At 67.4% G+C, this 22,886-nt stretch carries 16 protein-coding genes, 1 pseudogene and 1 riboswitch; of the genes and pseudogenes, 6 read left to right on the top strand and 11 right to left on the bottom strand.

Going from position 1 to position 22,886, the window contains the following annotated elements; all coding sequences use genetic code 11:
- Window positions 1–15: 15 nt before the first annotated feature.
- The 4 genes and pseudogenes from ACZ9YD_RS07915 to ACZ9YD_RS07900 form a co-directional block, all read right to left on the bottom strand.
- Entirely contained in the window at window positions 16–723 is a 708-nt protein-coding gene (locus ACZ9YD_RS07915) for a TorF family putative porin (RefSeq protein WP_465074578.1), read from the bottom strand.
- Between the two features lie 186 nt (window positions 724–909).
- Window positions 910–2,781, bottom strand: a complete 1,872-nt coding sequence (gene btuB, locus ACZ9YD_RS07910; RefSeq protein WP_465074577.1) for a TonB-dependent vitamin B12 receptor — start codon at window positions 2,779–2,781, stop codon at window positions 910–912.
- Between the two features lie 127 nt (window positions 2,782–2,908).
- Window positions 2,909–3,124, bottom strand: a riboswitch (cobalamin riboswitch).
- Window positions 3,125–3,240: 116 nt separating this feature from the next.
- Window positions 3,241–3,549 (bottom strand): annotated as a pseudogene (locus ACZ9YD_RS07905) (TfoX/Sxy family protein); the annotation flags it as partial.
- The gene (locus ACZ9YD_RS07900; RefSeq protein ID WP_465074576.1) at window positions 3,546–4,028 is read right to left on the bottom strand and encodes a GAF domain-containing protein; all 483 of its coding nucleotides are present in this window, start codon (window positions 4,026–4,028) and stop codon (window positions 3,546–3,548) included. The gene ACZ9YD_RS07900 and the pseudogene ACZ9YD_RS07905, both read right to left, overlap by 4 nt.
- Window positions 4,029–4,163: 135 nt before the next feature.
- On the opposite strand from ACZ9YD_RS07900, the gene bioD reads away from it, so the two are divergent.
- On the top strand, window positions 4,164–4,850 hold the full coding sequence (gene bioD / locus ACZ9YD_RS07895) for a dethiobiotin synthase (protein WP_465074575.1): 687 nt from the start codon (window positions 4,164–4,166) through the stop codon (window positions 4,848–4,850).
- Window positions 4,851–4,931: 81 nt separating this feature from the next.
- Here the strand turns inward: bioD and ACZ9YD_RS07890 are convergent, their stop codons facing one another.
- The 3 genes from ACZ9YD_RS07890 to ACZ9YD_RS07880 all read right to left on the bottom strand — a co-directional run bounded on the left by ACZ9YD_RS07890 (window position 4,932) and on the right by ACZ9YD_RS07880 (window position 10,190).
- On the bottom strand, window positions 4,932–8,111 hold the full coding sequence (locus ACZ9YD_RS07890; protein WP_465074574.1) for an efflux RND transporter permease subunit: 3,180 nt from the start codon (window positions 8,109–8,111) through the stop codon (window positions 4,932–4,934).
- A gap of 90 nt (window positions 8,112–8,201) precedes the next feature.
- On the bottom strand, window positions 8,202–9,404 hold the full coding sequence (locus ACZ9YD_RS07885) for an efflux RND transporter periplasmic adaptor subunit (RefSeq protein ID WP_465074573.1): 1,203 nt from the start codon (window positions 9,402–9,404) through the stop codon (window positions 8,202–8,204).
- Window positions 9,405–9,416: 12 nt separating this feature from the next.
- On the bottom strand, window positions 9,417–10,190 hold the full coding sequence (locus tag ACZ9YD_RS07880; RefSeq protein ID WP_465074572.1) for a TetR/AcrR family transcriptional regulator: 774 nt from the start codon (window positions 10,188–10,190) through the stop codon (window positions 9,417–9,419).
- Window positions 10,191–10,399: 209 nt separating this feature from the next.
- Here ACZ9YD_RS07880 and ACZ9YD_RS07875 point away from each other — a divergent pair, with 209 nt between their 5' ends.
- The 5 genes from ACZ9YD_RS07875 (at window position 10,400) to ACZ9YD_RS07855 (ending at window position 18,944) form a co-directional block, all read left to right on the top strand.
- Window positions 10,400–11,650 (top strand): efflux RND transporter periplasmic adaptor subunit, encoded by a 1,251-nt coding sequence (locus ACZ9YD_RS07875; protein WP_465074570.1) that lies wholly within the window; start codon window positions 10,400–10,402, stop codon window positions 11,648–11,650.
- A 6-nt stretch (window positions 11,651–11,656) separates the two neighbouring features.
- The gene (locus ACZ9YD_RS07870; protein ID WP_465074569.1) at window positions 11,657–14,857 is read left to right on the top strand and encodes a multidrug efflux RND transporter permease subunit; all 3,201 of its coding nucleotides are present in this window, start codon (window positions 11,657–11,659) and stop codon (window positions 14,855–14,857) included.
- A 131-nt stretch (window positions 14,858–14,988) separates the two neighbouring features.
- Window positions 14,989–16,236, top strand: a complete 1,248-nt coding sequence (locus ACZ9YD_RS07865; protein ID WP_465074568.1) for an FAD-dependent oxidoreductase — start codon at window positions 14,989–14,991, stop codon at window positions 16,234–16,236.
- An 855-nt stretch (window positions 16,237–17,091) separates the two neighbouring features.
- Window positions 17,092–17,394, top strand: coding sequence for a metalloregulator ArsR/SmtB family transcription factor (locus ACZ9YD_RS07860; protein ID WP_465074567.1), 303 nt, complete (start codon window positions 17,092–17,094; stop codon window positions 17,392–17,394).
- A 5-nt stretch (window positions 17,395–17,399) separates the two neighbouring features.
- Window positions 17,400–18,944 carry a DUF2867 domain-containing protein gene (locus tag ACZ9YD_RS07855; protein WP_465074708.1) on the top strand — a complete coding sequence of 515 codons (1,545 nt, stop codon included), beginning with the start codon at window positions 17,400–17,402 and terminating at the stop codon, window positions 18,942–18,944.
- On the opposite strand, the gene ACZ9YD_RS07850 is transcribed toward ACZ9YD_RS07855, so the two are convergent.
- The 4 genes from ACZ9YD_RS07850 to ACZ9YD_RS07835 are packed head-to-tail and all read right to left on the bottom strand — an operon-like array spanning window position 18,908 to window position 22,843.
- Complete coding sequence (locus ACZ9YD_RS07850; protein ID WP_465074566.1) at window positions 18,908–20,686, bottom strand: ABC transporter transmembrane domain-containing protein; 1,779 nt, start codon at window positions 20,684–20,686, stop codon at window positions 18,908–18,910. The genes ACZ9YD_RS07855 and ACZ9YD_RS07850 overlap by 37 nt on opposite strands.
- Window positions 20,686–21,276: an IMPACT family protein gene (locus ACZ9YD_RS07845; protein ID WP_465074565.1), complete on the bottom strand. Its 591-nt coding sequence runs from the start codon at window positions 21,274–21,276 to the stop codon at window positions 20,686–20,688. The genes ACZ9YD_RS07850 and ACZ9YD_RS07845 overlap by 1 nt, the downstream gene beginning before the upstream one ends.
- Window positions 21,276–22,280 (bottom strand): hypothetical protein, encoded by a 1,005-nt coding sequence (locus ACZ9YD_RS07840; RefSeq protein WP_465074564.1) that lies wholly within the window; start codon window positions 22,278–22,280, stop codon window positions 21,276–21,278. The genes ACZ9YD_RS07845 and ACZ9YD_RS07840 overlap by 1 nt, the downstream gene beginning before the upstream one ends.
- Complete coding sequence (locus tag ACZ9YD_RS07835; protein ID WP_465074563.1) at window positions 22,277–22,843, bottom strand: RNA polymerase sigma factor; 567 nt, start codon at window positions 22,841–22,843, stop codon at window positions 22,277–22,279. Before ACZ9YD_RS07835 ends, ACZ9YD_RS07840 begins: the two co-directional genes overlap by 4 nt.
- Between the last annotated feature and the right edge of the window lie 43 nt (window positions 22,844–22,886).

The following is a 22,886-nucleotide window of genomic DNA, read 5'->3' as shown; positions in this document are numbered from 1 at the left end:
GAAGCGCCGCGGCGCTCAGAACGAAGCCTGCAGCGCGGCTTCGATGCGTGATCCGGCGAGCCCAGGAAACACGCGCACGGCCGTCGAGTCGGTGTCGTGGACGGTCAACCGCAGCTCGAGCGGCGCGGCGAACATCCACACCGCACCGAGCTGCGCGTGGGCGTAGTCGTCGTAGCCGCTGTCGCGTGCGAGCCAGTAGCGGCCGGCGGCGGCTTCGACGCGGAACGTGTCCGTCAGCGGCCAGCGCGCACCGAGCTGGGAATAGGTGCCGGCGGTGTCGCTGGCCAGCGCGTCGCGCGAGTGGCCGACCTGCAGCCAGACGCGTTCCTGCCAGGTCACCGTCGCGTTGGCCTCCGTCCAATCGAGATCGACGGTCGTCGATGGATAGACGTAGCGCGTCAGGTTGACGTCGAGTGCCAGCGCGTCCGACAGGTCGCCCGACCAGCCGGCGATGAGATCAAACTCGCTGGAAGCGCGTGTGTCCGGCGCGAACTCGACGCTCGAGCCCCAGATCTGGCCATAGAGGCCCGAAGCGCCTGCGAACTTGAAGCCAGCCTGGACGGCGGGGTCTTCATTGCTCTGCGACGTGCCGCGCCAGACGTAGTCGGAGGTCAACGCGGCGCTGCCGCTGGTCTCGACAGCTTGGGCGGCCGTCATCGGCAGCAGCAGGGAGAGCGTTGCGGCGACGCGAGCGCGGCGTCGGCGGCACAGGGTGACGTGCATGGAAGCATCCGTGGCGGAACCGTTCCGCCGATGCCGCGCATGGTCCGCCCCACGCGCATAAAGTCTCCATGCGCCCGGCAGCCCTGCGGCATAAATTCGCCGTAAAACCTGCCCCCTGAAACGCACACGGCCGTCATGCGACGGCCGTGTGGATTGACGCGAAGTGCGGCGTGCGCCGCGAATGGATCAGCGCGTGACCGGCGACCAGCGCAGCGCCAGGCCGTACTCGCGACCGGGCTGGTAGTACCAGTTCACGGTCTCGTAGTTCTTGTCGAGCACGTTGGTCGCGCGGGCTTCCAGCGTCCAGTCCGGGTTGAACGCCCACGCGGCGCGCAGGTCCAGCGTGCCGTGTCCGGCGACGCGCACCGTGTTGGCCGCGTTGTCGTAGCGGCTGCTGCTGGCGCGCAGCGTGGTGCCGATGCGGAAATCGCCGAAGCTGCGGTCGATGTCGAGACGGCCGCTGTTGCGCGCACGACGGGCGAGCAGGTTGCCGTTGTTGGCGTTATCGCTGCGGTCGCGCGGATCGACGTGGCTCAGTTCGGTCGACAGGTCGAAGCCGGCGAGTGTGGTCGCGAACGTCAGCTCGGCGCCGCGGATGCGCGCTTCCTGGATGTTCTGCGGGACGAAATTGCTGTCGAGGAAGATCAGATCGTCGACGCGGCTTTCGAACGCGTTGATCGACCAGTTCCAGGTGTCGCCGTACTGCGCGAGGCCGAGGTTGGCGGTCTTCGCGCGCTCCGGCTCAAGATCCGGATTGCCGCTGCCGAACGGGAAGTAGAGATCGTTGAACGTCGGCGCCTTGAAGCTGGTCGCGGCGCTGGCGTTAAGGCGCAGGCCGTGTGCGAGATCGAGGCCCCAGCCGAGGCTGCCCGTGGTGTGGCCGCCGAACTGCTCGTTGTCGTCGTGACGCACGCCGGCCTGCACGCGGTGCGCGCCGAAACGCGCCGTGTAATCGGAGAACACGGCGAAGTTGTTGCGCGAGGTCAACGCATAGTCGGTGTCGCTCTCGACGTTGTCGGACATCCAATCGAAGCCGAGCGAGAAGCGCTGGGTCGGCGCCAGACCGAAATCGGCCTGCACCGATGCGGTGTCGCGACGGGTGTCGATCTGGCCGACATCGACGCGCGTACCCGCATCGATGTCGCGGAAGTAGGTCGTGGACTCGTCGTCGTTGCGGCCGGCCTGCGCGGTCAGCGTGACGACGTCAGAGGGTGCGTAGGTGAGCTTGCCACCGGCGACCTGCTGGACGTTGTCGGCCTCGTTGCCGCCGAACACGCTGCCGTCGTACTCGTTGAACGCTTCGGCGCGCAGGGCGTTGGCTTCGAACGTCAGGCCTTCCGCAAGTTCCACGCCGCCACGCAGGTTGAGCGAACGGTTGCGGTAGCCGTCACGGTCGGGCTCGTCGACGAAGCAGCCCTGGAACAGCGTGCCCGAACCGCGGCAGCTGTCGATGCCGTCGGTGCGCTGGAACGCCGCGTCGACGCCGAACCAGCCACGGCCCGCGCGGCCACCGATGCCGGCGCTGGCTTCGCGCAGGTTGTGGCTGCCGACGCCGATGCGTGCGTGCGGGCGGATCGCGCCGGTGTTGCGGCGGGTGAAGATCTGGATAACGCCGCCGATGGCTTCCGAGCCGTACAGGCTGGAGCGCGGACCGCGGACGATTTCGACGCGCTCGATCTGGTCGACCGGAATGTCCTGGAACGCGGCGAGACCCGCGGTCGCCGAGCCGATGCGCACGCCGTCGACCAGCACCAACACGTGGTCGGATTCGCTGCCGCGCATGAAGATCGAGGTCAGCTTGCCGGGACCGCCGGAGTTGCCGATCTGGATGCCGGCGCGGCCGCGCAGCAGTTCGGGCAGGTCGCGCGCCTGGGTGCGTTCGATCTCGGCGCGGTCGATGACCTGGGCCGGCACGATGGTGTCGCCGAGCGTGCTCTCGCTGCGGTTGGCGGTGACGAGCACGGTGTCGAGATCGCGCGCGTCGGCGGCGGTCGCGGCAGCGGCGAATGGCGAAGCGAGCGCGGCGACGATCGCCACGGTCAGGGTACGGAACGGCATTGCAGTCTCCTTGTCGCGTGCGCCCACGCACGCGGATGTGGTCTGGAGATTGCGAGGACGGACACGGCCGCCGTCCGGGCGCGCGAAAAGCCGCCCGGAACGCCGCCGCAATGCCCGCCGCATCGCAATCGAAGAAGACTTCGTGGCCGGTCTCCGGACTCGCGCGTGGGAGGACTCCCGGGCGTCGCGCCTTCCCGTGCGGAGCACAGTGGCGGATGCGATGCCTTGAACACGCTTACCGTTGCGGGGGCAGTGCCGGGCTGGCGCATACGCGCGTCACCGGCTTCCCGTTTCAACCCGGACGGCAGTACGCCGGCGGGTCACCATGAAGCTGGCGCGGATTGTACGTGAGCGCGGGGCCGCGGGCGCGGACAGGGCGCGCCGGTGTGGCAGTCAGTCGTCTCGGCGGTCGAACAGGCTGTCCAGCGGAGACTCGGACTCGAACGTTTCACTGACGGTCGTCGTAACCGGTCCGGCGGCCTGGCGCGCGCGCGGATCGGGAAGCAGGGCGGTCGCAGCCTCGGCGGCTTCGACCAGTTGCACGCGACGCGCTTCGGGCACGTCCTGCCAATGGCAGTCGAGCAACGCGCCTTCCAGCGAATACAGCAGATTGAGGCTGGGCTTGAAGCCGGCGCGGCGCACTTTGACGAACGCATCCACCGCGCCGGCCGCTTGCAGATCCTCGCGCGTGCGCAGGCCGACCTGACGCAGCCAGGCCGCGGACTTGGGCCCGATGTTGCGCAGCTTCAGCGGCGTCGGTGCGGTCATTGCAGTGATTCGAGATAGAGGGCGGCGAGGGACTCGATGCCTGTCTGGTCTTCAACGTCGAAACGCGCCGGCACCGGACTGTCGATGTCGAACACGCCGATCAGGCGCTCGCCGATGTGCAGCGGCACGACGATTTCCGAACGCGAAGCGCTGTCGCAAGCGATATGCCCGGGGAACGCATGCACGTCGTCGATGCGCTGCGTCGTGCGCGTGCGCGCCGCGGCGCCGCAGACGCCCTTGTCGAGCGGAATGCGCACGCAGGCCGGCAGACCCTGGAACGGGCCGACCACGAGTTCGGTGCCATCGAAGAGATAGAAGCCGACCCAGTTGAGATCCGGCAGCGCGTGATAGACCAGCGCCGAGAGGTTCGCCGCATTGGCGATCGCATCGCGTTCGCCGTGCAGCAGTGCCCGTGCCTGTGCCGCCAGCGCGGCATACTGTTCGGCCTTGGAGCCGGTCAGGGGAGATGAAGTGAACATGCCGCGGAGTGTAGCAGCGGCCCCGCAGGGGCCTGGCGGACTGGACGCGTTGCCGCGTGATGCGGACGGATTCCGCTTGCGCGGTACGCAGGCCTCACAGCCTGGAATGCAGAGGCGCACGGCGCCGGAATCCGCATGAGCGCGCGCAGTTTTCTGGTCACCGGTACGGACACCGGCATCGGCAAGACCTATTCGAGCGTGGCCCTGCTGCATGCGTTGCGCGCGAACGGGCTGCGCGCGGTCGGCATGAAGCCGATCGCCAGCGGATGCGACTGGATCGACGGGCGCTGGCGCAACGAAGATGCGCTCGCCTTGCAGGCCGCCAGTGATCCCCGGCCGGCCTACGCCGACATCAATCCGGTCGCGTTGCCGGAACCGACGGCGCCGACATTGGCGGCGATCGCGGCGGGTGTGACGGTCGACATCGCGGCGCTATATGCGGCGCACGCACGCCTGGCATCGCATGCGGACGTGGTGCTGGTCGAAGGCGCCGGTGGCTGGGACGCGCCGCTGGCCGAAGGACTCGAACACCGGGATCTCGCGCGGCAACTCGGCGGCACCGTCGTACTGGTCGTCGGCTTGAAGCTCGGCTGCCTGAGTCATGCGCGACTGACCGCGCGCGCGATCGAAGCGGACGGCTGCCGGCTGGTCGGGTGGATCGGCAACCGCATCGATCCGGACTTCGCGCGGGCGGACGATTACGTCGGTCTGCTGACGGACGCCATGCCGGCGCCGTGCCTGGGTGTTCTGCCGTTCGTTGCGAACGGGAGCGATCTGCCTGCGACGTTGTCGCTCGATCCGGCGTGGATCGCGACGCTGTAGCGCATCGCGTCAGGGCATCCGCCAGGCCCAAAAAAGGCGCGACCGAAGTCGCGCCTTTTCCATTTCACCTGTTGGCGAGACTCAACGCCCCTGCGGCGCCGGCGTCAGATCGTCGTCGTCGCGACGTTCCGCCTTCTGTGCTTCGGTCGCTTCACGATCGTGGCTGTGGTCGCGGGCCAGCAGCAGGTAGAACGCCGGCAACACGAACAGGGTGAACGCCGTGCCGATCGACATGCCGGCGGCGATCACCAGACCCATCGAGAAGCGTGCCGCGGCGCCGGGGCCGCTGGCGATCAACAGCGGCACCATCGCGAACACCAGCGCGGCCGTCGTCATCAGCACCGGGCGCAGACGGATCGCGGCGGCGCGTTCGATGGCCTCGGCTTTCGGCACGCCTTCGTTGACCTGCAGCTTGTTCGCGAATTCCACGATCAGGATGCCGTGCTTGGAGATCACGCCGACCAGCGTCACCAGACCCACCTGCGTGTAGATGTTGATCGACATGCCGGGGAAGGCCTCGATGCCGGCGAACTGCAGCACGCCCGACAGCAATGCCAGCGCATTGAGGACCAGCAGCGCGCCACTGATCGCCATCGGCACCGTGGCCAGCATGATCACCGCATCGCGGAAGCTCTCGAACTGCGCGGCCAGTACCAGGAAGATGATCACCAGCGCGAAGGCGAGGGTGATCAGCATCGTCGTGCCTTCCTGCTTGAACTGCCGCGACTCGCCGGCGTAGTCCACGCTGTAGCCCTGCGGCAGCACGTCGGCGGCAATCTCGTCGAGCACGCGCAACGCCTCGCCTTTGGTCACGCCGGGACGCGGCGCGAAGGTGATGCCCACCGCGTTGAGCTGCTGGAAGCGCTTGAGCGATTGCGGCTGCGCGCTCTCCTTGAACGAGATCACCGTCGACAGCGGAATCAGATCGCCGTCGCGCGTGCGGGTGTAGTAGTTGCCCAGCTGTTCGGCGTTGAGCCGGTCGCTGCGCTGCACCTGCGGGATCACGCGGTAGGAGCGGTTCTGCATCGCGAAGCGGTTGACGTAACCGCCGGCCAGCAGCGCGCTCATGTCGGCCGCCAGCGTGCGCATGTCGATGCCGAGTAGCGCCGCCTTGTCGCGATCGATCTGCACTTCCACGCGCGGCTTGTCGATCTTCAGATCCTTGTCGAGGAAGATGAAGCGACTGCTGGCCTGCGCACGTGCGACCACTTCGTCGGCAATCTCCGACAGCTGTTCCAGCGAGCCGATACCGCCGATCAGGAATTCGCCACCCCCATCGCCACCGGCCGACGGCAGCGACGGGGGCACCAGCGCGAAGATGTTCAGACCGGTGATCTCGGCGAGCTTGGGCTGCAGGTCCTGCTGCAGGATCTGGTTGGTCGAGCGCTCGCGCTGGCTCCACGGCTTCATGACGAAGCCGCCCATCGCGCTGTTGCTGCCGCCCATGCCGCCCATGCCGCCGTTGAACAGGAAAAAGTCGTTGATCTCGGGGATCTGCTCGACCACCGCGGTCATCTCCTCGGTGTAGCCCTCGACGTAGTCGAGCGTGCTGGCCGCATCGGCGCTGCCGATCGCGAACACGAAGCCTTCGTCCTCCGGTGGCGCCGGTTCCTTGGGCGCGCCGATGTAGAGGAACACGCACGAGACCAGCACGATGGCACCGAAGGTCAGGATCACCGCGCGCGTCTGCAGCGCGCCGTGCAGCCTGCGCTGGTAACCGCGCTCGACCGAATCGAAGCGACGGTCGAGCCACTTCTCCAGTTTGCTCTTGCTGTGCTCGCCATGCGGCTTGAGGATCTTCGCGCACATCATCGGCGTCAGCGTCAGCGCGATGATGCCCGACAGGAACACCGCGCCCGCCAGGGTGAACGCGAATTCGGTGAACAGCACGCCGGTCAGACCGCCCTGGAAACCGATCGGCAGGTACACCGCGATCAGCGTCGTGGTCATCGCGACCACCGGCCACGCGAGTTCGCGCGCGCCGCGGATCGACGCATCAAAGGGCGTCATGCCTTCTTCGATGTGCCGGTGGATGTTCTCCAGCACGATGATCGCGTCGTCGACCACGATGCCGATCGCCAGCACCATCGCCAGCAGCGTCAACAGGTTGATCGTGAAGCCCATCAGCAGCATGAGAAACAACGCGCCGACCAGCGAGAGCGGCACGGTGACCGCGGGAATCAACACGCTGCGGAACGAGCCGAGGAACAGGTAGATCACCACGATGACGATGATCACCGCCTCGATGATCGTGCGGATGACTTCGTTGATGCCGTCCTGGATCGACTCGGTGCTGTCGTATGGAATCGTCGCTTCGATGCCTTCGGGCAACTGCGGCACGATCTCCTCGTCCCAGGCCTTGCGCACCTCGGCGATCACGTCGAGCGCGTTCGCATCCGGCGAGACGTAGATGCCCATGAACGTCGCCGCGGCGCCGTTGATGCGCACCGACGACCCGTAGTTTTCCGAACCCAGTACCACATCGGCGATGTCGCCGAGCCGCACGATCGCGCCATCAGCCTCGCGCACGACGAGCGCGCGGAATTCCTCGGGCGTGCGCAAATCGGTGCGCGCGGTCAGATCGACCGACACCATCTGGCCCTTGGTCGAGCCCAGCGCGGACAGCACGTTGTTGGACTGCAGCGCGGTCGACACGTCGCTCGCGGTGACGCCGAGCGCGGTCATGCGATCGGGTTTCAGCCACACGCGCATCGCGAACGAGCCCGGGCCCATGATCTCCGCACGCTGCACGCCGGGAATCGTCGCGATCGTCGGTTCGACGGCGCGGGTGAGGTAGTCGGTGATCTGGTTGTCGTTGAGCGCGTCGCTGGCGAACGACACGTACATCGCCGCGACCTGCTGGCCCTGCTGCAGATCGATGACCGGATCTTCCGATTCGGCCGGCAGTTCGCTGCGCAGCTTGTTGACCTTGGCCGCGATCTGCGTGAGCGCTTCGTTCGGGTCGTAATCCAGCCGGATGTAGGCCTGGATCACGCTGACACCGGCCGAGCTGGTCGAGGTCAGATAATCGATGCCCTCGGCACTCGCGACTTCACGTTCCAGCGGCGTCGTGATGAAGCCCTGGATTAGGTCGGCGTCTGCGCCAAAGTAGGTCGTGCTGATGTTGACGACCGCATTCTGCAGCTCGGGGTACTGGCGCACGTTGAGTTCGGAAAACGCGCGCAGGCCGAACAGCAGGATGAAGAGGCTGACGACCATCGCCAGCACGGGTTTGCGGATGAAGATGTCGGTGAATTTCATCTCGGTCTCCCCCGCGCGGTGTCGCGCGGGTCAGGGAGCGGGGCGGGCGCAGGGCGCCCGGACACATCGATCAGGCAGCGGCGATCGCGATCAGCGGTTCTCGGGCGTCGGCGCGGCGTCCGCGCTCGGCTGCACCTTGTTGTTGATCGTCACGACGGCATCGTTGCGCAGCTTGAGCAGACCGCTGGTCGCGACCCGCTCGCCGGGCTTGAGGCCGTCGGTGACCGCGATCAGATCGCCGCGGGTCGCGCCGGTCTTGATGAAACGCTGGCGCACGATCAGGGTCGGGCCCTGCTGCGCGTCTTCGCCTTCGACCTTGGGCGCTTCCGGATCGACCGGCTTTTCCGACACCACGTACACCGCATTGCCGTAGGGATTGAAGGTGACCGCGGTCTGCGGAATCACCACTACGTCCTGCTCGCCGCCGACCGCGAGGCCGACACGCGCGAACGCACCCGGGCGCAGCTTGCCGTCGGGATTGGCCAGCGTGGCCTGCACCATGAAGTTGCGCGTACCGGCATCGACGGACGGTTCGATCGCGGTGATCGTGCCCTCGAACTGCTCACCCGGCAGCGAATCGACGACCGCCTGCAGCGTCGCGCCGGTATTGATCAGCGGCAGCTGCTGCTCGGGCAGGGTGAAGTCGAGGAAGATCGGATCGAGCTGCTGCAGACCGACGATCGGCGTGCCCGGCGAGATGAACTGGCCGAGGTTGACCTTGCGGATGCCCAGCACGCCATCGAACGGTGCGCGGATGGTCTTCTGCGCGATCAGGGCGCGCTGTGCCTCGACCTGCGCGATCGACGTCGCCGCCTGTGTCGCGCGTTCTTCGACTTCGGCTTTCGAGACGAGTTGCGTCTCGCCGAGTTCGCGCCAGCGGTCGCGCTGCACGACGGCGAGCTTCGCGGCCGCTTCGCTCGAGCGCAGCACCGCGAGTTCGTTGTCGGTGTTGAGTTCCACCAGCACGGTGCCGGCCTTGACCGGCTGGCCGGGCTCGAACGACAGCTTGCGGACCACACCGCCGGCTTCGGTCGTGACGTCGGTGCCGTTGACCGCGACCAGCGTGCCGACCGCTTCGAGCGGTGTCGACCACGACTGCTGCGCGGCATCAAAGGTCGTGATCGCGACCGGTGGCTGCGGCATGTTGTCGAAGAAGTCGTTCATGCCCTTGCCCATCAGGGCCTTAGCCAGAAAGACGCCGCCGAAGATCACGGCGACGAGGATCAGCATCACGATCATCCGCAAACGGGGACGCGGTTTGCGTGGCGTGGATGGGGTTTCGGTCCTGGACATGGGCGGTTTCCGTCAGGAAAGAGGAAGGGGAGGCGGCAGGTCGGGCGCGATGCTGGACCAGTCGGTATCGAAAACGTCGCGGCTGACGCAGGCGATCAGCGCATCGAGCGCGGCATCGTCCTCGGCGTCGAAGATCGGTTGCCAGCCGTAGCCGTTGAACAGGTATTGCAGCTGGCGGATCAGCAGGCGATAGGGATCGCCGGTCACGGCGGTGTCGACCAGACCCTGCTGCTGCACCAGCGCATGCATGCCGACGGTCATCGTCCAGGGGCCCATCATCAGGGCACCCACAGGCAGCACCGATGCGGGCAGCTCGCCGCGAGCGCGGCCCTCGGCGGCGATGCCGTCGATCAGCGTGGCCAGCGGCTCGCAGGCCTCGAGCGCACGTCGCCGGCTTTCGTCCGAGGCGGCGCCCCAGACCACGTCCGTCCAGACGAACTGGGCGAGGCGGAAATGTTCGGGCTGTTCGCGGAGGATCAGCATGTCGGCGAGCGCGACGGCGAGCATGCGTTCTCGGGTCGGGCCGTTCCATTTGGCGGCGCGTTCGAACAGTTCCACGCGGTCGAGGCTGTTGCGCGTCGCCAGCGCGACCAGCAGGTCTTCCTTGCTGGCGAAATGCTTGTACAGCGTGCCGATCGCATAGCCGCATTCCTCTGCCACGCGTGCCATCTGCAGCGACAGCAATCCGTCACGCTGGATCTGCGCCTGGGCGGCGTCGAGCAGGGTGCGCTCTCGCGCGACGATTTCGCGCTGGCGACGTGCGACGGCGGCAGAGAGAGGCGGCATGGCAACCTGAATGGACCCGGAGCGGCGCGGATTATGAACTTGATTCATTCGGTGAGCAAGGTTCGTTTTCACCGCTTTCGCATCGCCTGCAACGCAGCATCGCGTCGGCGACCGCGCCAATGACTTCTTTCACGGTGCGAACCGCAATCTGAATTAGCTATACTGGCCGGTATAGTAAATCCCGTCCCACCTCTCCCAGGTCTCTCCCCATGCGCCGACTCCTCTCGATTGCCGTGCTCGCTGCGGCACTTTCCGCCTGCGGTCAACAAGAGGAGCAGGCCGCGCCGCCGCCGCCCGAAGTCGGTGTGATGACGGTGCAGCCGACGAGCGTCGCGCTGGAGCAGGAACTGGTCGGCCGTCTGGCGCCGTTCCGCAGCGCCGATGTGCGCGCCCGGGTGCCGGGTGTGCTGGAGCGTCGCGTGTACCAGGAAGGCAGCGACGTCAAGGAAGGCGACGTGCTGTTCCGCATCGATCCAGCGCAGCTGCAGGCCGCGCTGGGCACGGCCCAGGGCGCGCAGGCGCAGGCGCAGGCCAACTACGCGAATTCGAAGACCGCCGCCGACCGCGCGCGCCAGCTGGCGCCGACCAGTTTCATTTCCAAGTCGGATCTCGACAACGCGATCGCCGCCGAGCGCAGCGCCGAAGCCGCGCTGCAGGCCGCCCGCGCGTCGACGCAGACCGCGCAGATCAATCTCGGCTACGCCACCGTGCGTTCGCCGATCTCCGGCCGCGCCGGCAAGCAGCAGGTCACCGAAGGCGCGCTGGTCGGGCAGGGTGATTCCACGCTGCTGACGACGGTCGACCAGATCGATCCGCTGTACATCAACTTCTCGATGAGCGCCGGCGATTTCAACCGCATCCGCGCGATGCCGCTCGATCGCGAGGCCGGTGCTGGCCGGGTCGAGATCGTCCTCGCCGACGGCTCCGTGCACGACCAGATGGCCACCCTGGACTTCTCCGGTGATGTGGTCGATCCCGCGACCGGCGCCATCCAGCTGCGTGCGACGGTACCCAATCCCGATCGCCGCTTGCTCCCGGGCGTCTACGTGACGCTGCGCGCGAACATGGGCCAGCAGAGCGGCGTGTTCCTGGTGCCGCAGGCCGCGGTGCTGCGCGACGCCAATACCGCCTACGTGCTGATTGCGGGCGAAGGCGACAAGGTGGTCCGCAAGCCGGTTCGCACCGACCGCGCGCAGGACGGCATGTGGGTGATCACCGAAGGCCTGACGGCCGGTGAGCGCGTGATCGTCAGCGGCGTGCCGAAGGCGCGTCCCGACGCCGTGGTCGCGCCCAAGCCCTGGACGCCGGAGCAGGACAAGGCCGCGCCCGCTGCAGGCGCAGCGCCGGCAGGCCAGCCGGCAGGCGAAACCGGCGCGCCTGCGCCGGCGGAAGACGCGACCGCTGCACCGCCGCAGGATGCCGCCGGTCAGGCGCCCGCTGCGAACGACACGCAGGACTGATCCGCCATGCCCAAGTTCTTCATCAACCACCCGGTCTTCGCCTGGGTCGTCTCCATCCTGATTTCGCTCGCGGGCGTGATCTCGCTGCTGAACATGGGCGTGGAGTCGTACCCGAGCGTGGCACCGCCGCAGGTCACCGTCTCGGCGACCTATCCCGGCGCCAGCGCCGACACCACAGAGCGCGCGGTGACGCAGGTCATCGAGCAACAGCTCACCGGCATCGACAACCTGCTGTACTTCAGCTCGACGTCGAGTTCCTCGGGCCGCGCCAGCGTCACCCTGACCTTCGAGACCGGTACCGACGCGGACATCGCGCAGGTGCAGGTGCAGAACAAGGTCTCGCTGGCCACGCCGCGCCTGCCGACCGAGGTCACCCAGCAGGGCGTGGTCGTGGCCAAGGCCAACGCCGGCTTCCTGATGGTCATCGGTCTGCGTTCGGATGACCCGTCGGTCAGCCGCAACCAGCTCAACGACCTGATCGGTTCGCGCGTGCTCGAGCAGATCGCGCGCGTGCCGGGCGTCGGCAGCACCCAGCAGTTCGGTTCCGAGTACGCCATGAACATCTGGCTCAACCCGGACCAGCTGCAGGGCTACGGCATGTCGGCCACGGAAGTCATGGCCGCGGTGCGTGGCCAGAACGTGCAGTTCGCCGCGGGCTCCGTGGGCTCGGATCCCGCGCCGGAAGGCCAGGGCTTCACCGCGACCGTCTCGGCCGAGGGCCGGTTCAGCACGCCGGAACAGTTCGAGAACATCATCCTGCGCGCCGACAGCGAGGGCGCGACCGTGCGTCTGAAGGACGTCGCGCGTGTCGAGATCGGCGCATCCGGCTACGGTTTCGACACCAAGTACAACGGCCAGCCCACCGGCGCATTCGCCATCCAGTTGCTGCCCGGCGCCAACGCGCTGACCGTGGCCACTGCGGTCGAGTCGCGCATGGACGAGTTGCAGCCGTCGTTCCCGCAGGGCATCAACTGGTTCAAGCCCTACGACACCACCACGTTCGTCACCCTGTCGATCAAGGAAGTCATCAAGACCCTGATCGAGGCGGTGATCCTGGTGTTCCTGGTGATGCTGCTGTTCCTGCAGAACCTGCGCGCGACGATCATCCCGACACTGGTCATCCCGATCGCGTTGCTGGGCACCTTCCTCGGCCTGAGCATGCTCGGCTACACGATCAACCAGCTCACCCTGTTCGCGATGGTGCTGGCGATCGGCATCGTGGTCGACGACGCGATCGTGGTGATCGAGAACGTCGAACGCATCATGGCGGAGGAACACCTGCCGCCACGCGAAGCCACGATGAAGGCGATGGACCAGATCACCGGCGCCGTCGTCGCGATCACCGTCGTGCTGGCCGCGGTGTTCATTCCCAGCGCGCTGCAAGGCGGCGCCTCGGGCGAAATCTACAAGCAGTTCGCGATCACGATCGCGGTGGCGATGGGCTTCTCGGCGTTCCTCGCGCTCGGCTTCACGCCGGCGCTGTGCGCGACGTTCCTCAAGCAGCACGCGCCGCCTGGCGAGCGCAAGAGCAACGTGATCGTCCGCACGTTCAACAAGTACTACGACAAGGTCAACGCGACCTATGTCGGCCACATCGGCAGCGCCGTGCGTCATGCACCGCGCTGGATGGCGGTGTTCGCAGTGCTGTGTGTGGTCTGCGGGTTCCTCTACATCAAGCTGCCATCGAGCTTCGTGCCCGAGGAAGACCAGGGCTACGCGCTGGCGATCGTGCAACTGCCCCCGGGCTCGACCCTGCAGCGCACCAATGCGGTGTTCGAGGACGTGCGCGCACGTCTGGAGCAGAACCCGTCCTACGAGGCGATGCTGCAGGTTGCGGGCTTCAGCTTCGTCGGTCAGGGCGAGAACGTCGGCATGGGCTTCATCAAGCTCAAGGACTGGGGCGAGCGCGACGTCGACATCAACGGATTTCTCGGCGAGGCCAACGGCGCGCTGCAGGGCGTGCAGGACGCGACGATCTTCGTCGTGAATCTGCCGACGGTGCAGGGTCTGGGCCAGTTCGGCGGCTTCGACATGTATCTGCAGGACCGGACCGGCGCCGGCAACGCGGCACTGCAGCAGGCCCGCAATCAGCTGCTGGGCGCGGCAGCGCAGAAGACCGACATCCTGCAGGGCGTGCGTCCGAATACGCTCGAGGATGCGCCGCAGCTGCAGTTGCATGTCGACCGGATCCAGGCGCAGTCGATGGGGCTGTCGGTGACCGACATCTACAGCGCGATCCAGCTGATGCTGGCGCCGGTCTACGTCAACGACTATGTGTCCGACGGCCGCATCAAGCGCGTCAACATGCAGGCCGATGCGCAGTACCGCACCGACCCCGGTTCGATCGGCCGGTTCTATACACCCAGCGCGGCGTCGACCAATGCCGACGGCACGCCGACGATGATTCCGCTGAGCACGGTGGTGAATCCGGAGTGGGGTGCCAGCACACCGTCGCTGACCCGCTACAACGGCTATTCGGCCATCAACATCGTCGGTTCGCAGGCACCCGGTCGCAGTACGGGCGAGGCGATGACCGCGATGGAAGAGATCGTCGAGAACGAGTTGCCGGAAGGCTTCGGCTACGACTGGGCGGGCATGTCCTACCAGGAGATCATCGCGGGCAACACGGCGACGCTGCTGTTGCTGCTGTCGGTGGTCGTCGTGTTCCTGTGTCTGGCCGCACTCTACGAGAGCTGGTCGATTCCGGTCGCGGTGCTGTTGGTCGTGCCGCTCGGCATCCTCGGCGCCGTGGTCTTCACGATGCTGCGTCCGGGCCTGTCGAACGACATCTTCTTCAAGATCGGCATGGTGACGGTGATCGGTCTGGCGGCGAAGAACGCCATCCTGATCGTCGAGTTCGCGGTGCAGCAGTACAAGGAAGGCAAGACGCTTCGCGATGCGACGGTGGACGCGGCGAACCTGCGCTTCCGCCCGATCCTGATGACATCGTTCGCTTTCATCATGGGCGTCACGCCGATGGCGCTGTCGAGTGGCGCAGGTTCCAGCGCGCGTCACGCACTGGCCACCGGCGTCATCGGCGGCATGCTGTTCGCCACATTCCTTGGACTGCTGTTGATCCCGGTGTTCTTCATCATCGTGCGGCGCGTGCTGGGCGACAAACTCGACGAGCCGGATCCGCGTCTCGAAGCAGTACGCGAGCGTGATCGCCGGCTGGAAGAAGACGGTGACGAACGACCGACGCACTGATCGCGTCATCGTCTGATCGACAAGGGCCGCCCCGGCAACAGGGCGGCCCTTTGTTTTGGGGTGCGCGATGCCTGTGGCTGCCGGAATCCGCGGCGTGCCGGATATGCTGGCCGCCCTGCTGCGGAGTCGTCATGACGTCATTGCGTATCGCCATCGTTGGTTACGGCACGGCCGGGCAGGCCGCAGCGGTGTTGCTGGCACGCGATGGACATCGCCTCGAGGTCTTCGAACGCGCATCCGAGCCGGGCCCAGTGGGTGCGGGTTTCCTGCTGCAGCCCACCGGCCTGCAGGTGCTGTGGCGCATGGGGCTGCTCGACCAGGTGCTCGCGCATGGCGCACGTGTCGATCGGCTGTACGGCGAAACGCCCTGCGGCCGCGCAGTCATGGACATGCGCTACGCCGGACTCGACGCGGGGCTGTGCGGGATCGGCATGCAGCGCGGTGCGCTGTTCGCCATCCTCGACCAGGCGCGCGACGAGACGGTGCAACTGCATGCCGGCATCACCATCGAAGGTCCGGACGAATCGGATGATCGCTGGCTGCGCGATGCCGAAGGCAGTCGTCACGGCCCCTTCGATCTGGTGCTCGCGGCCGACGGCGCCGCCTCGCGTCTGCGCGGTCGGCTCGATGGCGTGCGGCGCGACGCGGTCTATCCCTGGGGTGCACTGTGGTGCCTGCTCGATGCCGATGATTGGCCGCATTCGAATGAACTCCGCCAACGCTATGTCGCCGCGCGCCGGATGATCGGCCTGCTGCCGGTCGGCACGCGTCCGGGTGATGCGACCCAGCGGCTCAGCTTCTTCTGGAGCCTGCCGATCGCCGCCTTCGACGGCTGGCAGTCCGCTGCGCTCGACGACTGGCGCGACACGGTCACCGCGATCTGGCCCGAAGCCGCGCGCCTGCTCAGTGCTACGACGACGCACGCACACCTTGCCCGCGCGACCTATCGTGACGTCACGCTGACGCAGTGGCATCGCGGCCGCTGGGTGCTGCTCGGCGATGCCGCGCATGCGATGAGTCCGCAGCTGGGGCAGGGCGTCAACATGGCGCTCCTCGATGCCGAAGCCTTGCGTGATGCGTTGCGGAGACAGGCATTGCCCGACGCACTGGCCACGTACGCGCGCGTCAGGCGCAGGCATGTTGCGATCTACCAGTTCTGGAGCCGGTGGCTGACGCCGGTGTTCCAATCCGAGCGCGACATGATCGCGAAGGTGCGCGATGTCGCGTTCCGGCCGATAGGGAATCTGCCGGGGGGACGCGGGCACATGTTGCGGGTGCTCAGTGGCACGCAGCAGGGGGTGTTCGGGTCGATGGCGTTGGCGCCGGCGTTCGTGGGTGCATTGGCGGCGTTTCGGGTGTCCGGGGTTTCTTCGAAGTAGTCGCGACTCTGCCTGGCTTCGTTGTTGCTCAGGCTTCCGCTTTGGCTTTGGCTTTGGCTTTGGCTTTGGCTTTCAGCCTTTGACTTCAATCGAGCCGTAGAGCGAGCCGAGCACCGGAGCCTGGCGTGGCCGAAGAGCAGCCCATGTCTGAGCGCAGCGAGTTTGGGCTGCGTGCCGCGTCAGGCGAGGAGCGGAGGGCACCGATGCGGCCGTATCGCATCGGCTCGCGTCCGGCGAAGGGACTTTTTGGTTCCTTTTGGGTCCATCCAAAAGGGACTCGCACGCGCAGCGGGCGAAAGCCGTGCACTTGCCTCTCGCTTCTCAGCCTTGGCGTTGAGCCTTTCTGTCGCCAAGCGAATCGCTCGCAGAGAGCGAAGATCAAGTACAGGGCTTCCGCGCTGTCGCGCGGCTTACTTTTGTCTTGGCAAAAGTAAGCAAAACCGTCTTCGCCGGACGCGATCCGCCGCGATACAGCCGCGGCGGTCCCCTGCGCTTCTCGGACGACGGGGCACGCAGCCCAAACTCGCTGCGCTCAGACATGGGCTGCTCTTCGACCCCGGCGCCCTGCGATGCTCGGCTCGCTTTACGGCTCGATTGAGATCAAAAGCTCGAAGCCAGAGCCAGAGCCAGAGCCAAGGCCACAGCTAGCGCTACAGCTAGAGCTAAAGCTAAAGCCAGACACTCGCAGCCGTGCCTCGTCCCGCAGCGCGGCCAACGCAGTCAGCAAGCCCGCGCTCGACAGATCGCAGCCTGACGCCGATCACAGCGGTGCTGCCGGCCGCGGACATCGAACAGACTTGACACCACACCATCAACGGCGTAATTAATTAGGTAATTAGTTAACTGGATGCCAACATGGAGCGGGTCTTCGAAGCCCTCGCATCGACGCCACGTCGCCAGATCCTGGCGTATCTCAATGCCGGTGAACTCACCGCGGGCGAGATCGGCACGCGTTTCGAGTTCAGTAAGCCGGCGCTGTCGGGCCATCTGCGTGTGCTGGAAGAGGCCGGTCTGATCGAGCGTGAGAAGCGCGGCCAGTTCGTGTTCTTCCGGCTGGTGCCGGACCGGCTGGCGAACACGATCTTTGCGTGGGCGGCGGAAGTGTGTCCGGTCGCGAGACCGCTCAAGCGCGAGCGTCGCAAGGCGGGCGCGGCTTGAACGCGGTGGCTGGCGATGCGCTGCGCACGGCTTCGGCGCCGCGTGCGGCGTTCACTGCGATCCGTGCGTCGTCGACGTTTCCGTCGGTGCGCCTGCCGTCGTACTGCGGTGGATTGCCGGTCGAAGTCACGCTGATCGCGCAGTTCGCGCCGGGGCAGGGGGATGTCGCAATCGGCGATGCCTTGCGTCGGCAACGGGCGCATCCGGCTTTCGTCGATGCGCTGGACGAGCCGTCGACGCGGCTCGGTGCGATGGATCTCGCGCGTGGCGACCCCTCGTCGCTGTACACCTTCGGCGTCGGCGCGAACGGGCACCCGTTCCATCGCCACGCCGGCAACCGCATGTTCACCGCGGTGTCCGGCAGCGCCGGCGCGCACCTGCGGTTCTCCACTGCGTCGCAGCGGCAGATCGATGCCGATCCGCGCGCGTTCCTCGATGCATTGCACGTGGTCGAAGTGCCACCGGATTGCCTGTTCTCGGTACGCTTCGGCGGCGGCACCTGGCACCAGTTCATCGCCGCGCGTCCGGGCGGTCCGCATCCCACCTTGTTCGCGCTGTCCTGCCATCCCGATGAGACCGCTGGCGGTCTCGATGCGGCGACACAGGCACGCGTGCTCGGCAACACGGCCGACATTCCCGCGCTGACCGAGATATTGCCGCTGCCGGTGCAGGCGCTGCTCGATGCGGCAGGGCGCAATCCGGCATCGATCGCGACCACGGCCCTGTCACTACATGCACCGCCGGCGTCGATCGACGCGCGCTTCTGTGCCGGGGTGCGCGGCGCGATGGGGCGTCTGCGCGCGGGCATCGCGCAGCGCCGCGCTGCTGCGGGCTTCCGCGCGGACAATGGCGGCGGACGCGATGTCGTCGCGAGCGCCGTGGATGCGGATTCGCTGCTGCAATCGCAATTGCCGGGACGTATCGCACACGAGGACCAGGTGGCGCTGCGGTTCGACGCGGCGCAGGTCCACGGCGCGACACCCGCGCGCGTCATGGATCATCTGCTGACCGGCTTCGTCGCGAATCCACCCGATGGCGTGTCGCGCCTGATGGCGATGCGCAATGTACTGGTGCGGCCCGCGGGTCTGCGCACCTCGCCACTCGGCTGTCCTGCATCTTCGCTGCTGACACCCGATGCGCCGCTGAAGTTTGATGGCCGGCATCCGATGCTCTCCGAGCGCCACAGTGACGACGGGCGCCGCGTCGAAGTCATCCTCGGCGCCGACGACAAACATCTGATGTTCCGAACCTGCATCGGCGTGCGCATCCGGCCCGATGGTGCGCTCGTCTGCACGATGGCGACGCGCGTGCGGACCCGCAATACATTCGGGCGTCTCTACATGGCGGCGATCAGCGGCATGCATCGCCGCTACATCGCACCGGCGATGCTGCGGCATGCAGCCGACCACGCGGTGAGATCGCTGCGCGGTGTGGACGCCGTCGGTCCGGAACTGCTGACGCGGGACGGGAAGCGCGCAACGAGACCCGTCGAACGGGCCACGTGTGCGCAAGGTCAGTCGATGAACTGCAGCCGCGCCAGCTCCGCGTAGAGCCCGCCCTGCGCGAGTAGTTCATCGTGCGTGCCCTGGGCGACGATGCGACCGCGGTCCATGACCACGATGCGGTCGGCCTTGAGGATCGTCGCCAGCCGGTGTGCGATGACCAGCGTCGTGCGGCCTTCCATCAGGCGCGCCAGCGCCTCCTGTACGGCGAACTCGCTTTGCGCATCGAGCGCGGAGGTTGCTTCGTCGAGCAGCAGCACCGGCGCGTCGCGCAGCAGGGCGCGGGCGATCGCGATGCGCTGCTGCTGGCCACCGGAGAGGCGTGCGCCACGCTCGCCCAGCTGGGCGTCGTAACCGTCGGGCAGTTCACGGATGAAGGCATCGGCTTCGGCTGCGCGCGCCGCGGCTTCGAGGTCGGCATCGCTGGCATCCAGGCGCCCGTAGCGGATGTTCTCGCGGGCGCTCGTGGCGAAGATCGTCGGCGATTGCGGCACCAGGGCCAGGTGGTCGCGCAGCGCTGCGGGGTCGAGCCCGCGGATGTCGACGCCATCGATCGAGACGGAACCCTCGGCCGGATCATGGAAGCGCAACAGCAGCGACAGCACCGTGCTCTTGCCGGCGCCTGACGGCCCGACCAGCGCGACGGTCTCGCCGGGCGCGATGTGCAGACTGAAATGCTCGAGCGCCGGTGCATCCGGGCGCGACGGATAGTGGAAACGCACGTCGTCGAAGCGCAACTCGCCGCGCACCGGCGTTTGCAACTTCACCGGCGCGTCCGGTGCGCGGATGCCGGGATGTTCGACCAGCAGTTCGCCGATCCGGCCCATGCCACCCGCTGCGCGCTGCAGTTCGTTCCAGACTTCTGCCAGGGCGCCGACCGATCCTGCGCCGAACAGCGCGTACAGCACGAACTGGCCCAGCGTGCCGGCGGTCATGCGGCCTTCGATGACATCGTGCGCGCCCGACCACAGCACCACCGTCACCGCGCCGAAGATCAGCGTGATCGCGACCGCGGTGATGATCGACTGCAGGCCGATGCGCCGGCGCGCGGTGGCAACCGACTGCGCAACCGCGTCGCCGAAGCGCCCGCGCTCCCACGGCTCGCGCGCGTGCGCCTGCACGGTGCGGATCGCAGTCAGCGTCTCGTTGGCGAGCGCGTTGGCATCGGCCACGCGATCCTGGCTCTGGCGCGAGATCTTCGCGAGCTTGCGGCCGCCGAGCACCAGCGGCAGCACGAACAGCGGAATGCCGATCAGGGTGAACGCCGCGAGCCGCGGACTGGTGACGACCAGCATCGCGACGCTGCCGATCACCATCACGGTGCTGCGCAGTGCGACCGACATCGTCGAGCCGACGACCGCGCGCAGCAGTTCGGTGTCCGCGCTCAGGCGCGAGACGAGATCGCCGCTGCGGGTCTGCTCGAAGAAGGTCTGGTCGAGATCAAGCAGATGGCCGTAGAGCCGGTTGCGCAGGTCGGCGACGACGCGCTCGCCCAGAAGCGAGACGAAGAAGAACCGCGCCGCGGTGAACACCGCCAGCGCGATCGCGACGAGGAGCAGCAGCGCGAACGCGCGGTCGATCTGGTCGCCACCGGTGAAGCCGTGGTCGATCATCTGCTTGACCGCCATCGGCAGGCTCAGCGTTGCGGCCGACGACAGCGCCAGCGCGACCATCCAGGCGGCAAACAGCCCGCGCTGGCGCATCACGAACGGCCACAGGGTCTTGAGCGCGCTGATGCGCGACTTGGGTTCGCCGGCGTCAGGCGCGGTGCGTGGGGATCGGAATGCCATCAGCCATTGTCGTCGATGCGGACCCGGTCACGGGTGGCATCGCGCAGACGGATTTTCAAGTCCTCGACGCGATCGGCGGGCAGGTCCAGTACCAGCGATACACCCTGGGTGTCGAAGCGCTCCTCGCGTTTGACTGCCAGCGCGCCCGGCAGCGCGGCGTGCACGCTGCCGATCGCGTCGAACGGCGCATGCAGATGCAACGTCGCCATTTCCACCAGCGCGATGCGTGGCGCGATGCGCAGGCACTCGGCCGCGCAGCCGCCATAGGCACGTACGAGCCCGCCCGCGCCCAGCTTGATGCCGCCATACCAGCGCACGACGACGACCACGATGCGGTCAAAGCCCTGACCATCGATCGCGGCCAGGATCGGCCGCCCTGCGGTGCCTGCGGGCTCGCCATCGTCGCTGGAGCGGTACTGATCGCCGATGCGCCAGGCCCAGCAGTTGTGGGTGGCTTCGGCCACGTGCACCTGCTGCATGAAGGCCGCCGCGCCGCCTGCATCCTCGACCGGCGCCGCATGCGCAATGAAGCGGCTGTGCTTGACCTCGAGCGTGTGGTCGACCGGGCCGGCCAGGGTATCGAGCGGCATCAGTCCAGCAACGCGCGCAGATCCGGCGGCAGTTCGGCCTGCGGATGGCGGCGGTGGAACTCGGCCAGGCTCGCCTTCGCTTCGCCAATGCGGCCGGCGTCGAGCAGCTCGCGCACGCGGGCCAGCCAGGCGGCGCGGACCTCGGGGGCGTCTGCCGACGCGGGCGGATCGCCATCGTCAGGACCGTCGTCGATCGATTCGAGCATCGGTGCTTGCGATTGTGCACGTGTCTGTCGCGCTGCTGCAGGCGCAGGCGCTGTCGGCGCCGCGCGTCTCGCCGATGCATCCGCAGGCGCCTGCATCGGTGCGGGCGGCGAGGGCGGGGCCGGCGGGAGGGCGCGGGCAGGCGCGGGTGCAGGCACAGCCTGGACGGCCGCGGAGATTGCAGGCGGTGGTGGCGGTGCGTCGGCTGGATGCATCTCGGCGCCGAACGCGGTCACCCGCTCCAAAGATTGTTGTTGATTCGCACGCGCAGGCGCTGACGGCGAGACGGTGTCCATGGAATCGGCCGCAACTGTCTCCTTGTGCATCGATGCGGCAGGCTTCACTTCGTCCGCGACCGGGGCTGAAGACGTTGGTGCATCGTCTGCGGCCGCCTCCGGCAACGGCGCGGGCTCGGCGACGGGCGGCGGCGCGGTCTCACGCGACCGCAGCACCTCCGGCGCTGGCGCATTTGCGGGCGCAGACATTTGCGCGGGCATTTCCGATGCGGCACGCATTTCAATGTCGGGCACTGGTCGCACCTGCCAGGCGATGCCGATCGCCAATGCCAGCGATGCGGCGATACCCGCGGCGAACGGCCAGCGTCGACGACGCGGCGACGCAAGACGTTGCTTGGCGTCAACCTGCGGCTGCGCTGGCGCTGTGTCTGCGGCCTCGCGTGCGGCGCCGAGGATCACCGCGTCCAGCGCGGCGGACGGCGACGCGGCGCTGCTGTCACGCGCCAGGCGATCGGCCAGCGTGCGTTCTTCGGGCGTCAGCGGTTCGCGGTCGGATCGGTTCATGGGTTCAGCAGCGTGCGCAGTTTGTCCATCGCGTAGCGCAATCGCGATTTCACGGTTTCGCGGCCGACGCCGGTGATCGTGCCGATCTCCTCCAGCGTCAGTTCCTGTTCCAGCCGCAGCAGCACCACCTCACGCTGCTCGTCCGGCAATGCCGCCAGCGCGAGCTGCAGCTGGCGACGCTGCTCGAACTGCGACAGCTGACGCTCGGGCGAATCGGGATCGACGATGCGCGCGGTACGCAAGTCCGCATCCTCGGGCGGCGGTGGACGATGCTGCGCGGCGCGCCAGTGATCGGCAAGGCGATTGTGGGCGATGCGGTACAGCCACGTCGTGAACAATGCGTCCGGTGTCCAGTCGGCGCGCGCGGCGATCACGCGCTGCCAGATGTCCTGGAACACCTCGTCAGCCAGCGCGCTGTTGCGCAACTGGCGCACGAGAAACCGGTAGAGCTTGTCGCGATGGCGGCGGTAGAGCGTCTCGAACGCGGCGACATCGCCCGCGACCCACGCCTGCATCAAGGCATCGTCGCCGGGCGGCGCCTGCTGGCTGGCGATGTCGGGCATGGTCCCCAGGTTACGTGCTGCGGACGTGGCCGGGAAGACCGGG

It is taken from the genome of Luteimonas sp. AC640a, from assembly GCF_979256585.1.
The sequence above is the reverse complement of the archived record's forward strand: the minus strand, read 5'-3'. Positions and strand labels throughout refer to the sequence as shown.

Coding starts and splice junctions, on each gene's coding strand:
- ACZ9YD_RS07840 (WP_465074564.1), bottom strand. CDS start 22,280: ATGAACCGATCCGACCGCGAACCGCTGACGCCCGAAGAACGCACGCTG.
- ACZ9YD_RS07835 (WP_465074563.1), bottom strand. CDS start 22,843: ATGCCCGACATCGCCAGCCAGCAGGCGCCGCCCGGCGACGATGCCTTG.
- bioD (WP_465074575.1), top strand. CDS start 4,164: ATGAGCGCGCGCAGTTTTCTGGTCACCGGTACGGACACCGGCATCGGC.
- ACZ9YD_RS07885 (WP_465074573.1), bottom strand. CDS start 9,404: ATGTCCAGGACCGAAACCCCATCCACGCCACGCAAACCGCGTCCCCGT.
- ACZ9YD_RS07900 (WP_465074576.1), bottom strand. CDS start 4,028: ATGTTCACTTCATCTCCCCTGACCGGCTCCAAGGCCGAACAGTATGCC.
- ACZ9YD_RS07860 (WP_465074567.1), top strand. CDS start 17,092: ATGGAGCGGGTCTTCGAAGCCCTCGCATCGACGCCACGTCGCCAGATC.
- ACZ9YD_RS07880 (WP_465074572.1), bottom strand. CDS start 10,190: ATGCCGCCTCTCTCTGCCGCCGTCGCACGTCGCCAGCGCGAAATCGTC.
- btuB (WP_465074577.1), bottom strand. CDS start 2,781: ATGCCGTTCCGTACCCTGACCGTGGCGATCGTCGCCGCGCTCGCTTCG.
- ACZ9YD_RS07875 (WP_465074570.1), top strand. CDS start 10,400: ATGCGCCGACTCCTCTCGATTGCCGTGCTCGCTGCGGCACTTTCCGCC.
- ACZ9YD_RS07890 (WP_465074574.1), bottom strand. CDS start 8,111: ATGAAATTCACCGACATCTTCATCCGCAAACCCGTGCTGGCGATGGTC.
- ACZ9YD_RS07870 (WP_465074569.1), top strand. CDS start 11,657: ATGCCCAAGTTCTTCATCAACCACCCGGTCTTCGCCTGGGTCGTCTCC.
- ACZ9YD_RS07850 (WP_465074566.1), bottom strand. CDS start 20,686: ATGGCATTCCGATCCCCACGCACCGCGCCTGACGCCGGCGAACCCAAG.
- ACZ9YD_RS07865 (WP_465074568.1), top strand. CDS start 14,989: ATGACGTCATTGCGTATCGCCATCGTTGGTTACGGCACGGCCGGGCAG.
- ACZ9YD_RS07915 (WP_465074578.1), bottom strand. CDS start 723: ATGCACGTCACCCTGTGCCGCCGACGCCGCGCTCGCGTCGCCGCAACG.
- ACZ9YD_RS07845 (WP_465074565.1), bottom strand. CDS start 21,276: ATGCCGCTCGATACCCTGGCCGGCCCGGTCGACCACACGCTCGAGGTC.